9 protein-coding genes are annotated in these 15,263 nt (G+C 72.1%); 6 read left to right on the top strand and 3 right to left on the bottom strand.

Annotation, left to right across the window (positions count from 1 at the left end; genetic code table 11):
- Positions 1-106 precede the first annotated feature (106 nt).
- From glpK to J2S55_RS03750, 3 genes are all read right to left on the bottom strand, one after another.
- Positions 107-1,624, bottom strand: coding sequence for a glycerol kinase GlpK (gene glpK, locus J2S55_RS03760; protein ID WP_306857292.1), 1,518 nt, complete (start codon positions 1,622-1,624; stop codon positions 107-109).
- Between the two features lie 37 nt (positions 1,625-1,661).
- Positions 1,662-2,483 (bottom strand): MIP/aquaporin family protein, encoded by an 822-nt coding sequence (locus J2S55_RS03755; RefSeq protein WP_306857290.1) that lies wholly within the window; start codon positions 2,481-2,483, stop codon positions 1,662-1,664.
- A 296-nt stretch (positions 2,484-2,779) separates the two neighbouring features.
- Positions 2,780-4,120 carry an APC family permease gene (locus J2S55_RS03750; RefSeq protein ID WP_306857288.1) on the bottom strand — a complete coding sequence of 447 codons (1,341 nt, stop codon included), beginning with the start codon at positions 4,118-4,120 and terminating at the stop codon, positions 2,780-2,782.
- 240 nt (positions 4,121-4,360) lie between these two features.
- Here J2S55_RS03750 and J2S55_RS03745 point away from each other — a divergent pair, with 240 nt between their 5' ends.
- From J2S55_RS03745 to J2S55_RS03720, 6 genes are all read left to right on the top strand, one after another.
- Complete coding sequence (locus J2S55_RS03745; RefSeq protein WP_306857286.1) at positions 4,361-5,110, top strand: helix-turn-helix domain-containing protein; 750 nt, start codon at positions 4,361-4,363, stop codon at positions 5,108-5,110.
- Positions 5,107-7,623 (top strand): PEP/pyruvate-binding domain-containing protein, encoded by a 2,517-nt coding sequence (locus tag J2S55_RS03740; protein WP_306857284.1) that lies wholly within the window; start codon positions 5,107-5,109, stop codon positions 7,621-7,623. The genes J2S55_RS03745 and J2S55_RS03740 overlap by 4 nt, the downstream gene beginning before the upstream one ends.
- A gap of 118 nt (positions 7,624-7,741) precedes the next feature.
- Positions 7,742-9,286: a PucR family transcriptional regulator gene (locus J2S55_RS03735; RefSeq protein ID WP_306857282.1), complete on the top strand. Its 1,545-nt coding sequence runs from the start codon at positions 7,742-7,744 to the stop codon at positions 9,284-9,286.
- 145 nt (positions 9,287-9,431) lie between these two features.
- Positions 9,432-10,682, top strand: a complete 1,251-nt coding sequence (locus tag J2S55_RS03730; protein ID WP_306857280.1) for an NAD(P)/FAD-dependent oxidoreductase — start codon at positions 9,432-9,434, stop codon at positions 10,680-10,682.
- Between the two features lie 87 nt (positions 10,683-10,769).
- Entirely contained in the window at positions 10,770-11,792 is a 1,023-nt protein-coding gene (locus J2S55_RS03725) for a hypothetical protein (protein WP_306857278.1), read from the top strand.
- A gap of 618 nt (positions 11,793-12,410) precedes the next feature.
- Complete coding sequence (locus tag J2S55_RS03720) at positions 12,411-15,236, top strand: carbohydrate-binding protein (RefSeq protein WP_306857276.1); 2,826 nt, start codon at positions 12,411-12,413, stop codon at positions 15,234-15,236.
- The last annotated feature ends 27 nt before the right edge of the window (positions 15,237-15,263 follow it).

Genomic DNA, 15,263 nt, shown 5'->3' with positions numbered 1-15,263 from the left:
CTCTCCTCAGGGCCGAGCGTGGTCTCGTCCTTCAGGGGCGAGCGTGGTCTCGCGGAGAGGCGGGGCCCGGCCGCGGCGGCCGGCGGGGTCGCCGGCCGCCGGCCGGTCAGTCGACCTCGACCCAGTTCAGCGTGCGTTCCACGGCCTTCTTCCAGCCGGCGTAGCCCCGCTCACGCTCTTCGTCGGACCACTCCGGCTGCCAGCGCTCGGCCTCGTTCCAGTTCTGCTTGAGCGCGTCGGTCGACTGCCAGAAGCCCCGTGCCAGGCCCGCCGCGTAGGCGGCGCCGAGCGCGGTCGTCTCGGCCACGACCGGCTTGGACACCGGCACCCCGAGGACGTCGGCCTGGAGCTGCATGCACAGCCGGTTGGCCGTCACGCCGCCGTCCACGCGGAGCACGTCGAGGACGACTCCCGAGTCGCTGTACATGGCCTCGACGACGTCGCGGGTCTGGTAGCAGATCGCCTCCAGGGTGGCCCGCGCGATGTGCGCGTTGGTGTTGAACCGCGACAGCCCGACGATCGCGCCCCGCGCGTCCGAACGCCAGTAGGGAGCGAACAGCCCCGAGAAGGCCGGCACGAAATACACCCCGCCGTTGTCGTCGACCTGCCGGGCCAGCGCCTCGCTCTCGGCCGCGCCGGAGATGATGCCGAGCTGGTCACGGAGCCACTGCACCGCCGAGCCGGTCACCGCGATCGACCCCTCCAGCGCGTACACCGGCCGGTCGGCGCCGAACTGGTAGCAGACCGTGGTCAGCAGGCCGTTCTTCGACCGCACCAGTTCATGACCGGTGTTCAGCAGCAGGAAGTTGCCGGTGCCGTAGGTGTTCTTGGCCTCCCCCACCTCGAAGCAGACCTGCCCCACGGTCGCCGCCTGCTGGTCGCCGAGGTCGCCCGACAGGGGCACCTCGCCCTTCAACGGCCCGTAGCGCCGGGTGACGCCGTACAGATCCGGGTTGGAGGAGGGTTTGATGGCCGGCAGCATCCGGCGGGGGATGCCGAAGAAGGACAGCAGTTCATCGTCCCAGTCGAGGGTCTCCAGGTTCATCAGCATGGTGCGGCTGGCGTTGGTCGGGTCGGTGACGTGCACGCCGCCGTCGGTCCCCCCGGTGAAGTTCCACAGCAGCCAGGTGTCGGTGTTGCCGAAGATCGCCTCGCCGTCCTCGGCGGCCCGGCGCACCCCCTCGACGTTCTCCAGGATCCATTGGATCTTGCCGGCCGAGAAGTAGGTCGCCGGCGGCAGCCCGGCCTTGCGGCGGATGACGTCGCCCCGGCCGTCGCGGTCCAGCGCGGCGGCGATCCGGTCGGTGCGGGTGTCCTGCCAGACGATGGCGTTGTAGTAGGGCCGGCCGGTGACCCGGTTCCACACCACCGTGGTCTCGCGCTGGTTGGTGATGCCCAGCGCCACCAGGTCGGCGGCGGTCAGGTCGGCCCTGGCCATCGTCGTCTCGATCACCGCCCGGGTCCGCTCCCAGATCTCCAGCGGGTTGTGCTCCACCCAGCCGGCCTGCGGCAGGATCTGCTCGTGTTCGAGCTGGTAGCGGGCGATCTCGTTGCCACCGTGATCGAAGATCATGAAACGGGTGCTCGTGGTTCCCTGGTCGACGGCTCCGACGAAGTCAGCCATGGGATGTCGCCTCCTCTGTGGCGTGCCGGTCGGTGCTTCAGGCGGGTCCGGGCGCGGTGGGTACGCGGCCGGGTTCGGGCTCCTCGGCGATCGGCAGGAACCGGCCGACGAGCAGCTGGTACAGGCCGGCCCCCAGCACGCCGCCGATCAGCGGCGCCACGATGGGCACCCAGAAGTAGAGCTGGCCGTACTGGTCGCGCCAGGCCGTCCCGTAGCCGGTGAGGAAGGAGGCCAGGCGGGGTCCGAAGTCACGGGCCGGGTTGATGGCGTAGCCGGCGTTGGTGCCCCAGGCCATGCCGATCGCCACGACGATCAGGCCGACGATGAAGGGCGCCAGGTTCGCCCCGGGCGCGGTGTTGTTGAGATCGGTGACGGCGAGGACGAGGAACAGCAGGATCGCGGTGCCGATGATCTGGTCGCGGAAGGCGCCCCAGGTGCCGACGGGCAGCGCTCCGTTGCCGGGCATCGTCGAGAAGACGAACTGGCTCTTGGCGGTGTGACCGGGGTCGAAGGCGCCGAGCACCTCGGAGTAGTTCCACCGCACGATCAGCGCCGCCACGAACGCGCCCACGGTCTGCGCCAGCGCGTACGGCAGGACCTTGCGCCAGGAGAAGCCCTTGAAGACCGCCAGCGCGACCGTGACGGCCGGGTTGAGGTGCGCCCCACTGGTCCGGGCCGCGGTGTAGACGCCCAGGGTGACACCCAGACCCCAGGCCCACGCGATGCTGTCGTGATCGCCGAGGTGGGCCGCGACGACCTGCGCCACGACGCCCACCCCGAACAGGATCAGGATCAGCGTGCCCGCGAACTCGGCAGCCATCTCAGCGGCGAGTACGGGGGCTTTCCTTGGGTTCGCCATGTATGCCCCTTCTCGAAGCCGTACGGCTCGCCCTTGCCGCGGGCCGCCTCCCGGGACGGGGACCGGTCACGGGCGGAGCGCCGGGGTCTCACGCCCGCCGGCCGGAGGACTTCCCCCACGGCCGGCGGTCGCCGGACCCCCGGGCGGTCGCCGCGCCTCAAATGCCGGACGGCATTTTCCGATCGCTATTGAGATCTCCGGATATGCCACCGATAACACGTATTCGACCATCAACAGATGGTGCGGACTGCCTAAAGAACAGCACTGACCAGCACGTCGGCGCCGGCGCCGCCCGGTCACACGGCGGACGTCTGACGGCGGGTCACCAGCCAGTTGACCACCCACAGGAGCAGGCCGACGCCCATCAGGACGCCCGCCCGGATGTAGACCTCGGCGGGCCGGCCCGTCAGGGGACTGGCCAGGACGAACGCCAGGACGGCGCCGAGCACGGGCAGGATCGTCGGCACCCGGTAGTGCGGGTGGTCCACGGTGTCCTTGCGGAGCACGAGGACGGCCACGTTCACGACGGTGAAGACGCACAGGAGCAGGAAGGCGGTGGTGTCGCCGAGCCCCGAGATCTCTCCCGTCGAGATCAGGGCGATGGCGAGCGCCGTGGTGAAGAGGATGCCGACCACGGGGGTGCGGCGGCGCGGATCGACCCGGCCCAGGGCGCGCGGCACGACCCGTTCGTTGGCCAGGCCGTACACCAGACGGGAGGCCATCATCATGTTGATCAGCGCGGAGTTCGCCACGGCGAACATCGCGATCACCGCGAACAGCTGGGGCGGGAAGCTGATCCCCCCGGCCTTGACCACCTCGAGCAGGGGCCCGGACGACTTCTCCAGGACCCGGTAGTCGACCAGGAGGGAGGAGGTGAGGGCGACGAGGATGTAGATCGCGCTGGTGATCGCCACCCCGAGGAAGATCGCGCGGGGGAAGTTGCGCGAGGGATCCTGGGTCTCCTCGGCCATGTTCACCGAGTCCTCGAACCCGACGAACGCGAAGAAGGCCAGGGCGGTGCTCCCGAGCAGGGCGATGAACAGGCCGCCCTCCTGGTCGGTGCGGATCTCGGTCAGCCGGGCGGGCTCCCCCGCGCCGGTGGCGACCGCGTACACACCGATGACGATGATCACCACGAGCCCGGTCAGCTCGATGAGCGTGAACACGATGTTGGTCTTCACCGACTCCGACACGCCGCGGTAGTTCAGCAGCGCGACCGCCACGATGAAGACGATGCCGACGATGACGCCGGGCACCGTGACGAACGTCTTCAGGTAGTCGCCGCCGATGGCCCGCGCCGCCGCGCTGGCCGAGGTGAGCCCCGAGCACATCACCGCGAAGGCCACCATGAACGTCAGGAACGGCGTCCGGAAGGCGCGCTGGGTGTAGAGGGCGGCTCCGGCCGCCCGCGGATATTTCGTCACGAGCTCGACGTAGGACATCGCCGTCAGCACGGCGATCACGAACCCGATCAGGAACGGCATCCACAGCGCGCCGCCGACCTTGCCCGCGACCTTGCCGGTGAGGGCGTAGACGCCGGTGCCGAGGATGTCGCCGACGATGAAGAGGAGGAGCAGTCTGGGGCCGATGGCCCGCTTCAGGGATACCTGCCCGGCCTCGGGGGTGGGGGATGTCATGCCCGATCCCGTTCCCCGCTCCAGGCTCCTGACACGGCGATCTCCGGGATTTCACACCGCCGGTCCGGTGCCGCCGCGGGCGGCGGTCACCGGCCGTCCCGCGCGCCCTTCCCCTCCACCCGCCGCTCGCCCGCCCGGCCGTTCCGGAGGGTCGCTCCCGCGCCGGACCGGGGTGTGGTATCAATTAAATGACCAAATAATCGAATCTGGTCATCTTTTGGATGAACGGCGGATGAGACCGTGGAACCACGGACCAGAAGGGCGGGGCGGCCGCCCCAGGACGCCTCCCACCGGCTGGAGCGGGCCCACCGCATCCTCGACACCGCCGCCGACCTGATCCTGCGCTGGGGTTACGACAAGACCACCATCGAGGACATCGCGCGGCGGGCCGGGGTCGCCAAGGGCACGATCTACCTGCACTGGCGGACACGCGAGGAGCTGTTCGCCGCGCTGCTGCGCCGGGAGCGGGTCGAGATGCTCTCCCAGGTGCGGCTGCGCGTCGAGGAGGGAGCCGGCACGCTCCGCGACCTGCTCAGGCTGCTGGCCTCCGAGCTGCTGAGGAGACCGCTGATGAGGGCGAGCCTCCTGGGCGACTCGGAGGTGCTGGGCAAGCTCACCCGGCTGAAGCGGGACCGCGCGGCCACCGCCGACCTGCCCGCCGGGTTCGAGGGCTATCTCGGCGCGCTGCTCAGGCTCGGCGCGCTGCGGACCGACCTCTCGCCCACCGAGCACATGACCACGCTCGCCTCCGTCCTCTACGGCTTCCTGCTCGTCCCGCCGATGCTGCCCGCGGGGTACGGGCTGCCCGACGAGCGGCTGGCCGAGCTGCTGGCCGACGTCGGGAGCCGGGCGGTGGAGCCCGGCGGCCCGATCCCGGCGGCCGGCGCCCGCGCGGTCCCGCGGGCGACCCTGGAGTTTGTCGACTTCGCCGTGGAGACCGCCCAGCGGAAGCTGCGCGCCTCTCTCGGCACTGAGGAGAATGCGACATGAACGTCCTCCCCCTGCACGACGCGGCGGCCGATCTCGCCCTGGCGGGCGGCAAGGGGGCCTCGCTGGCCCGGCTGGCCCGCGCGGGCCTGCCGGTCCCCGGGGGCTTCCACATCACCACGGACGCCTACCGGGACTTCGTCTCCCGCGACGGCCTGCACGGACTGATCATGCGGGCCCTCGCCGACGCGTCCCCCGAGCAGGCCGCGCCGCGGATCGCGGCCCTGTTCGCCGGGCGCGAGATGCCGCCGGAGACCGCCGCGGAGATCCTCGCGGCCTACGCAGAGCTCGGCGACGACACGCCGGTCGCCGTGCGCTCCTCCGCGACCGCCGAGGACCTTCCCGAGATGTCGTTCGCCGGGCAGCAGGACACCTACCTCAACATCCGGGGCGAGGCCCTGCTCGACGCGGTCAGGCGCTGTTGGGCCTCCCTGTGGACCGCGCGCGCCATCGCCTACCGGGCCGGCAACGGCGTCCCCCACGACGACGTGGCGCTGGCGGTGGTGGTCCAGGAGCTGGTGCCCGCCGACGCGGCGGGCGTGCTGTTCACCGCGGACCCGGTCACCGGCGAGCGCGGCAAGGTCGTGATCAACGCCTCGTGGGGCCTGGGCGAGGCCGTCGTCGGCGGACAGGTGACGCCCGACGTCGTCGTGGTCGACAGGGCCGGCGGCGAGGTCGTCGAGGAGCGCGTCGGCGACAAGGCCGTCATGACGGTCCGCACGCCCGGCGGCACCCGGGAGGAGCCGGTGCCCGAGGAGCTGCGCCACCGGCCCGTGCTCGACCGGGCGCAGGCCGTACGGCTCGCGCGGATCGGGACCCGGATCGAGGAGCTGTACGGCACGGCCATGGACGTGGAGTGGGCCGCGCACGACGGGGCGTTCTTCATCGTGCAGGCCCGTCCGGTCACCGGGCTCAGGCAGCCGGTCGAGGAGTGGAACGACAGCCTGACCGGCGACTACCTGTGGACCGGCGCGAATCTCGGCGAGGCCATCCCCGACGTGATGACGCCGTGCACGTGGTCGCTCGTCCAGATCTTCATCCACGAGGCCATGTCCGCCTCGGCCCTGCCCGGCTTCGACCTGGTCGGCAACATCGGCGGCCGGTTCTACATGAACCTGAGCGTCGTGTTCTCGATGGCCAGGGCGCTGGGCATGCAGGGCCGGATCAGCGCGACCGAGCAGGTCTTCGGCAAGCTCCCGCCGGGCCTGGACGTGCCGCTGCTGCCCACCTCACGCCGGCGGATCATCAAGGCCGTGCTGCCGCTCGCCCTGACCCTGCGCAGGAGGGTGGCGGCCGGCCTGGAGAGGATGCCCGGCTTCCTCGCCACGGCGCAGCGGCGCTGCACGGAGCTGCGCGAGCGGGCCGCGACCGCGGCCACCGCGGGCGAGCTGGCCGAGCTGTGGGAGCAGGAGCTGCTGCCGTACTTCGTCGAGTCCTGCCGGATGCTGGAGGCCGCCGGACGCCAGGGCGGCAGCTCCCTGGTCTGGACCCGCGACAGGCTGCGCAGGATGGTGGGCGAGACCGACGCCGAGGCCATGCTCACCGGGGTCAACTCCGACGGGGAGCTGGCCAGCCTCGGCCCGCTCGTCGGCCTGGAGAAGCTCGCCCGGGGCGAGATCGATCGGGAGGCGTTCGCCCTCGCCTACGGGCACCGCGGCCCGCACGAGTTCGAGGTCTCCGTCGCCCGCCCCGGCGAGGACCCTGACTGGATCGACGCGCAGCTCGCGGCCATGTCCGACACCCCGCACGACGCGGACAGGCTGCTGGAGCGCCAGCGGGAGGCGCGGGAGGCGGCCTGGGCGCGGTTCGAGAAGCGCCGGCCCGTGAAGGCGGCGAAGATGCGCCGGCGGGTGAGCCGGTGGAACGCGATCGTCCGCGACCGGGAGACGACCCGCTCGGAGGTGATCCGCGCCTTCTGGGCACTGCGCGCCTTCGTCCGGCGGGCCGGAGAGCTCACCGGCCACGGTGACGACCTCTTCTTCCTGTCGATCCAGGAGATCGTCGCCGTCCTGCGCGGTGACGGCGCCCCGCCGGCGGAGGTGGCGGTCCGGCGGGCGACCTACGAGCGCTACGCGGCCCTGCCCGCCTACCCCACGCTGATCGTCGGCCGTTTCGACCCGGTCCGCTGGGCCGCCGACCCCGACCGGCGCGGCGACATCTTCGACGCCCGGGGCGGCGGCGCCCCGGTGAGCGACACGGTGACCGGCTTCCCCGGCGCGCCGGGCGTCGTGGAGGGCGTGGCCCGCGTCATCGCCGGTCCCGAGGACGGCGACCGGCTCGCCCCGGGCGAGATCCTCGTGACGACACTGACCAACATCGGCTGGACCCCGATGTTCCCCCGCGCCGCCGCCGTCGTGACCGACATGGGCGCGCCCCTGTCGCACGCCTCGATCGTCGCGCGCGAGCTCGGCATCCCCGCGGTGGTCGGCACCGGGAACGCGACCATGCGCCTGCCCGACGGCGCCAGGATCCGGGTCGACGGCGAGCGTGGCACGGTAGAACTGCTGACGACGTGACCGCGCCCCGGCGCCGGTGAGGGAGTCGGAGGGAGAATCGATGGGTGTGGGACGGAGCCGTACGGGAGCCGGCCGTGGGTGAGACCGCGGCGGCGCCGGCGATGGGTGGGCACGGCGGATGCTGAAACTGGACCGGCTGGTGAACGTTCTCGGCGGTTACGGCGCCCGGCTGTGCTGCGCTCCCGCCTCGCGGGAGGTGGAGCTGCGCAGCGTCGTGGTGCACGATCCGACCGACACCCGCCCGGCGACCGGTGACGTGTTCCTGTCGGTCGGCGTGGACTCGGCGGCCGACGCCGTACGGCTGGCCCGGGCCGCGCGCGCCGCGGCGCTGCTGGTGCGCGGTAGCCCGCCGCTCGACGGCGACGCCCTGGCGGACGCCCTGGACAGCGGGATCGCCGTGCTGCTCGTGGAGCCGGAGGTGTCCTGGAGCCAGCTCTTCGGCGTGGTGTACGGCCTGGTGCTCGAAGGCCGCGAGACCGAGGCGGGGCGGGGGCCGACCGACCTGTTCGCCTTCGCGGACACCCTCGCCAAGGAGATCGGCGGCGCGGTGACGATCGAGGACCAGATGTCACGTGTCCTGGCCTACTCCGGCTCGCAGCAGACCGCCGACCCGGCGCGGCTGGAGACGATCCTGGGCAGGCGGGTGCCCGACACCATGCGCCGGCTGTTCGAGCGGGAGGGCGTCTTCGCGCACCTGACGACCTCCGACGAGCCGCTGTTCGTCGCCCCCTTCCCGACGCACGGCCTCAGGGGCCGCATGGTCGTCGCCGTGCGCGCCGGCCGCGAACTGCTCGGGTCGATATGGGTCGAGTGCGAGCACCCGCTGGCCGGCGAGCGCCGGACCGTCCTGGGCGACGGGGCGCGGGCGGTCGCGCTGCACCTGCTGCGCTCCCGGGTCAGCGCGGACCTGGAGCGTCAGGTGGAGTCCGACCTCGTCATCCGGCTGCTGGAGGGCACGGCCGACGCGCCCGCGGTGGTCAGCAGGCTCGGCCTGCCCCGGGGGCGGTTCCGGGTGATCGCCCTTCAGGCGCACATCGCCGAGGAGCGGCACGCCGCGATCCTGCTGGCCTTCGAGCGCGCGACCACGGGCTTCGGGTGGTCGCGGCCGGGGCGCAGCGCCCTGTTCGGCAACACCCTGTACACGCTGCTGCCCTGCGACAACGACGTCACACCCGCCCGTGACTGGCTCGCCGCGATCGTGGGCGTCCTGCCGCGGCAGGTCACCGTCTTCGCCGGCGTCGGCGGGGCGGCGGGGCCCACCGAGCTCTCCGCGAGCAGGCAGGAGGCCGACGAGAGCCTCGCCCTGCGGGCGGCGCGGCCCGGCGGCGACCTTGCGGTCGTCTACGACGACTCGTGGGACGAGATCCTGCTGCAGCGCCTGCGCGCGGCCGCCTCCTCGGGGCGGACCCCCGCCCGCGGCCCGGTCGCCGAGCTGACCCGGCACGACGCGGAGCACGGCACCCGCTACATCATGACGTTGCGCGCCTGGCTGGAGGCGCAGGGGGACCTGGCCGTCGCCGCCGGCCGCCTCGACGTCCACCCCAACACCGTCCGCTACCGGCTCCGGAAGATGGCCGAGATCACTGACCTGCAGCTCGAACTGCCGGAGAAACGGCTGGCGATGATCATCGCGCTGGCCGTCGGCCAGGGCAGGCCGTCCTGATCCCTCCCTGTTTGTCGGAGCCGGACAACGCCTCCCCCGGTGCTTGTCCAACACGCACAGACCGTTCCGCCGTCACGGCGGCGATGCTCGTCTCACGCGGGCGACGCCCGTGGCAGGCAGCGCATGTCAGAGCGGAGAAGTGGTCATGGGTATCGATGGTGGGCCGCGCACGGCGGTGGTGATCGGCGCCGGTGTGGTGGGGCTGTCCACCGCCTGGTTCCTGCAGGAACGCGGCGTGGACGTCACCGTGGTCGACCGTGACGGGGTGGCCGCGGGCGCGTCGTGGGGCAACGCGGGCTGGCTCTCGCCGGGACTGGCCATCCCGCTGAACGAGCCCGGGATCCTCCGCTACGGCCTGCGCTCCCTGCTCGACCGGAGCGCCCCGCTGCACGTGCCCGCCACCCCCGACGTGGGGCTGTGGTCCTTCCTCACCCGGTTCGCCATGAACTGCACCTGGAAGTCCTGGGGCCGCGCCGTCCAGGCCAATCTCCCGTTCAACGAGGAGTGCCTGGAGGCGTTCGACGTGCTCACCGCCAACGGCGTCGAGGCCCCCACGGTGGAGGCCCCGATCATGGCCGCGTTCGAGAGCCCCCGGCAGGCCGTGGGCCTCCTGCACGAGCTCCAGCGGATCAACCGGTCCGGCCTGGAGATCCAGTACACCGCCTTCGAGGGCGACGAGGTCGGCCGGCAGGCGCCGCAGCTGTCCTCCCGCGCGCGGGCCGGGATCCGGCTGGACGGGCAGCGCTACGTCGACCCCGGGCAGTTCACCCAGTCGCTGGCCCGCTCCGTCACCGCCCGCGGCGGCACGATCCGCTCCGGCTTCCGGGTGACGGAGGTGCGCTCCGGCTCCGGCGGGCACACCGTCCTGTCGAGCGAGGGAGACTCCGTCGGGGCCGACGTCGTCGTCCTGGCCACCGGTGCCTGGCTGAACGGGCTCGGCAAGGAGTGGGGGGTCCGCGTGCCGGTGCGCGCCGGACGCGGCTACTCCTTCACCGTGCCGACCGAGCAGCCGGTGCCCGGGCCGATCTACCTGCCCGCCGTCCGCGTGGCCTGCACGCCGTACCAGGGCAAGCTCCGCGTGGCGGGGACGATGGAGTTCCGCGACGCCGACGCCCCGCTGTACCAGAGGCGGGTCGATGCGATCATCGCGTCCGCCCGGCCGCTGCTCGACGGCGTCTCCTGGGAGGAGCGCACCGACACCTGGGTCGGCCCGCGCCCCGTCACGCCCGACGGCCGGCCCCTCGTCGGCGCCACCCACGCCCCCGGGCGATATGTCGCCGGCGGGCACGGCATGTGGGGGCTCACCCACGGGCCGATCACCGGGCGCATGCTCGCCGAGCAGATCACCACCGGCAAGCAGCCCGCGGCCCTGCGCGACTTCGTCCCCACCCGCTGAGGCCCGGCCCGGCCGGCGCGGTGCCGCCCTACGGCTCCCGCCCGGCCGGGAAGAGCTCCGGGCGGGGCCATGCCCTACTATTCTGCGATGCTTGATCACAAGTATGACGATCTTGACAGCGCCATCGCGAACGGGGACGTCCCGGGCCTCTTCGAGGCCATGGGCGGGCTGTGGCAGGCCGCCCAGCAGGCCGGCCCCGGCGATCTGAGCCGCGTCGTGGCCCGCGCCCCCGGCCTCTTCGAACAGCTGCCCTCCATCGGGCTGCGGGCGCATCTCGCCGTGCTGTTCGGCGGGCTGGCCGAGCTCGGCGCCGACCCCGCCCCCCTCGCCGGGCAGCTCGGTGAGGGCCTGACCGAGGCGCTGGAGCTGGTCGTCGAGTACGCCGCGGTCTGGAAGGACGCCGTCCCCGAGGAGCCGCCGCCACCGATGGAGAGCAAGTCCTTCGAGGTCTCCGTCCCCGTGCTCGCCCCTCTCGTCGGTGACGAGCACGCCCAGCGGCTGGCCCAGGGCTGGGCCGAGATCGGCCAGTGGAAGATGGCGGCCATCACGATGCTGCAGAGGTCCAGCACGGTCCGGGGCCACCTGGCCGGCAGCGAGCGGCTCATCGAGGCGATCACCACCGCCACGACCGTGGACCACGATCTCGACTGGCCCACCCGGCTGCTCGCCGTGCTGGACGACGAGCCCCTGCTCGTCCTGCATCCCGCCACGGGGCGCGGTTACGAGCTGACCATCGGCGGCATCGGCGACAACTTCCAGCTCCACACCCTGCTCGCCGACGCGCTCGGCGACTCCCTCGGGGTCGACCGGCCCGACCCGAGCTGGGTCGCCTCCGCCGTCGACGGCCCGCTCGAACCCGAGGTGTGGCCGATCCGGGGCCAGTTCAACCTGGTCGACGCCTACGGCTCCGCGATCTGGAACGAGGGGGTGCCCGCGGACATCCCGATCTTCGAGGGCCGGCGCGTGGTCGTCCTCAAGCCGCCGCCCTACCCGCGGACCTGGAACATCGGGCGGCTCTACCCGATGATGCGCCCGCTCCTGCGCGTCGACAGGCCCCTCCCTCCGGAGGAGGCCGCCACCTGGCTGGGGAAGATCGCCTCTCACGTGTGAGCGCCGGAGAGGCGCCCTGCCACGCGTGAGCGCTGGGAGACGCCTCGTCACGTGTGAGCGCCGGAGCAGGCGCCCCGCCACGCGTGAGCGCTGGAGAGGTGCCCCGCCACGCCCCGCACGAAGTAAGGCACCCCGCCGGAACGGGCACTTCTGCATATTTCAGCAAAAGTACTGAATCCTCAATCAAAAGTATTGACGCTGCCGCCGTAAGTACTTACATTCACGGCAAAAGAACTCCAAAAGGGAGAAGCTCGTAATCTTCGCGGAACAACGGGTGCGGAGGTACGCACGACGGTCCCGGCAGCCGGCGGCCGGGAGTCCGTGCGTCACCGGTCGCCGCGTCCGCTGAGGGGCGTCGACCCGCTCCCCGGGCCGGGGCCCGGCCGCCCGCGCGCCCGGACGGCGCCGTCCCCCACCTCGGTGGCGTCCCGCCCGGGCGCCACCGCCCGACCGCCCAACGTCCTACCGGCTCGCCGCTGAACATCCGGCGGCGCGGTCCGTCCAACGCGCATGCCGTCCTGCCGCCGGCCCGCTCGCGTGCCGTCCGGCCGTGCCCAGATACACCCATGCCCAGATACACCCCCACGCCCAGGTAAACCCCCCATCCCTGGAGAGCCCGTGTATCACAGGAGAAAACGGACACCGAGCGCGGCGCTGGCCGCTGTTCTCGTCGCCGGCGCCACAGCGTCCGCCCTGGCCGCCGGCACCCCGGCGGCGCACGCCGCCGTCATCGACCCGGCGGACTACCAGCAGGTCACCCTCGCCAAAGGCGTGGCCGAGATGGGCGAGCCGATGTCGCTCGCCGTACTGCCGGACCGCTCGGTCGTCCACACCTCCCGCGACGGCGCGCTCCGGCGCACCGACGCCGGCGGCAACACCTCCGTGGTCGCCACGCTGCCGGTGTACAACCATGACGAGGAAGGTCTCCAGGGCGTCGGAGTGGACCCCGCCTTCTCGTCCAACCGGCACATCTACCTCTACTACGCGCCGCCGCTGTCCACCCCGGGCGGCGACGCCCCGGCCACCGGCTCCGACTGGTCGGCGTGGCAGGGCGTCAACCGCCTGTCACGGTTCACCCTCACCACGGACTGGAAGCTCCAGGCGGGCAGCGAGGTGAGGATCCTCGACGTGCCGGCCGACCGCGGCATCTGCTGCCACGTCGGCGGGGACATCGACTTCGACGCCGCCGGCAACCTCTACCTGACCACGGGCGACGACTCCAACCCCTTCGACTCCGATGGCTACAGCCCGATCGACGAGCGCGCCGGCCGCAACCCCTCCTACGACGCGCAGCGCACCTCGGCGAACACCAATGACCTGCGCGGCAAGGTGCTGCGGATCAAGGTGAACGGCGACGGGAGCTACTCGATCCCCTCGGGGAACATGTTCCCGCCCGGCACGTCGGGCACCAGGCCCGAGATCTACGCGATGGGGTTCCGCAACCCGTTCCGGATGAGCGTCGACAGGTCGACCGGTGTCGTCTACCTCGGCGACTACGGTCCGGACGCGGGCGCCTCGAACGCCTCCCGGGGGCCGAGCGGCCAGGTCGAGTTCAACCGGATCACCGGGCCGGGCTTCTACGGCTGGCCGTACTGCACCGGCGACAACACCGTGAACGAGACGTACAACGAGTACGACTTCGCCTCCGGCGCCTCCGGCGCCAGGTACGACTGCGCCGGCGGGCCGACGAACAACTCCCCCCGCAACACCGGCCGGCCCACCCTGCCGGCCGCGAAGCCCGCCTGGATCAAGTACGGCGGCGACGCCGGCTCGCCGCCGGAGTTCGGCGGCGGCTCCGAGTCGCCGATGGGCGGCCCGGTCTACCGCTACGACGCCGCGTCGAGCTCGGAGGTGAAGTTCCCCCAGTCCCTGAACGGCGTGTTCTTCGCGGGCGAGTTCGGCCGGGGCTGGATCAAGGCGATCGAGGTCGGCTCGGACGGCTCCCGCGGGGCCATCAGCGCCTTCCCCTTCACCGGCAAGCAGGTGATGGACCTGGCGTTCGGCCCCGACGGGGCGCTGTACGTCCTGGACTACGGCACCGGCTACTTCGGCGGTGACGCCAACTCGGCCCTGTACCGCGTCGAGTACATCGCCGGCCGCAACCGGGCGCCGGCCGCGAAGGCGGCGGCCGACCGGACCTCCGGGCAGGCGCCGCTGACGGTGGCCTTCTCCTCCTCCGGCTCCTCCGACCCGGAGGGCGGCGCCCTCACGTACTCGTGGACGTTCGGCGACGGCGGCACCTCGACGGCGGCGGCCCCCTCCCACACCTATACGGGCAACGGCACCTATACCGCCACGTTGAAGGTCACCGACCCGCAGGGCGCGACCGGCACGGCAAGTGTGATCATCACGGTCGGCAACACCGCCCCGGTCCTCACCATCACCTCTCCGAAGAACGGGCAGCCGTTCACCTTCGGTGACACGGTCCCCTACTCGGTCACGGTGACCGACCCCGAGGACGGTCCGATCGACTGCTCCAAGGTCACGATGACCTACCTGCTGGGCCACGACAGCCACGGACACGCCATCACCTCCAAGACCGGCTGCACCGGCTCGATCGCGACCCAGGTGGACGGTGAGCACTCCACCGAGGCGAACACCTTCGGCATCTTCGCCGCGGAGTACACCGACGCGGGCGGCCTGAAGGGCACCGCCCAGGCGACGCTGCAGCCCCGGCACCGCCAGGCCGAGCACTACGGCTCCGCGTCCGGGGTGGACCCCATCAACCACACCGGCGCCGAGGGCGGCAAGACGGTCGGCAACATCCACAACGGTGACTGGATCGCCTTCCAGCCCTACCAACTGGACGGCGTCACCTCGATCACCGCCCGCGTCTCGTCCGCCGGCGCCGGCGGCACGCTGGAGGTGCGGGCCGGTTCCAGCACCGGCACCCTGCTCGGCTCGGTCCCGGTGCCGGTGACCGGCGGGTGGGAGACGTTCCAGAACGTCACCACGGCCCTGGCGAAGGGGCCCGCCGGCACCACCGCCCTGTATCTGGTGTTCAAGGGCGGCTCCGGCGCGCTGTACGACCTCGACGCGTTCACCCTGTCGACCGGCGCCACCGGTGGGACCGGTCCGGTCAGGGGGCTGGCGGGCAAGTGCCTGGACATCAGCGGAGCCGCCACCGCCGACGGGACCAAGGTCCAGCTGTACACCTGCAACGGCACCGGCGCCCAGCAGTGGACGGTCAACGGCCAGATCCTCAAGGCCCTGGGCAAATGCCTGGACGTCTCCGGCGGCGGCAGCGCCAACGGCACCAAGGTCCAACTGTGGACCTGCAACGGCACCGCCGCCCAGAACTGGACCGCCCAGCCCGACGGCACCCTGAAGAACCCCAACTCCGGCCGGTGCCTGGACGTCGAAGGCGCCAACCCCGCCGACGGCACCCAGACCATCATCTGGGACTGCAGCAACCAGGCCAACCAGAAATGGACACTGCCGTAGCCGCCCCGACCTGCGGCCCTCCGCGTC

The sequence above is a fragment of the Streptosporangium brasiliense genome, assembly GCF_030811595.1.
Taxonomy (GTDB): Bacteria; Actinomycetota; Actinomycetes; order Streptosporangiales; family Streptosporangiaceae; genus Streptosporangium; species Streptosporangium brasiliense.
Note: the sequence above shows the minus strand (reverse complement) of the source record. Positions and strands in the feature narration are given on the sequence as shown.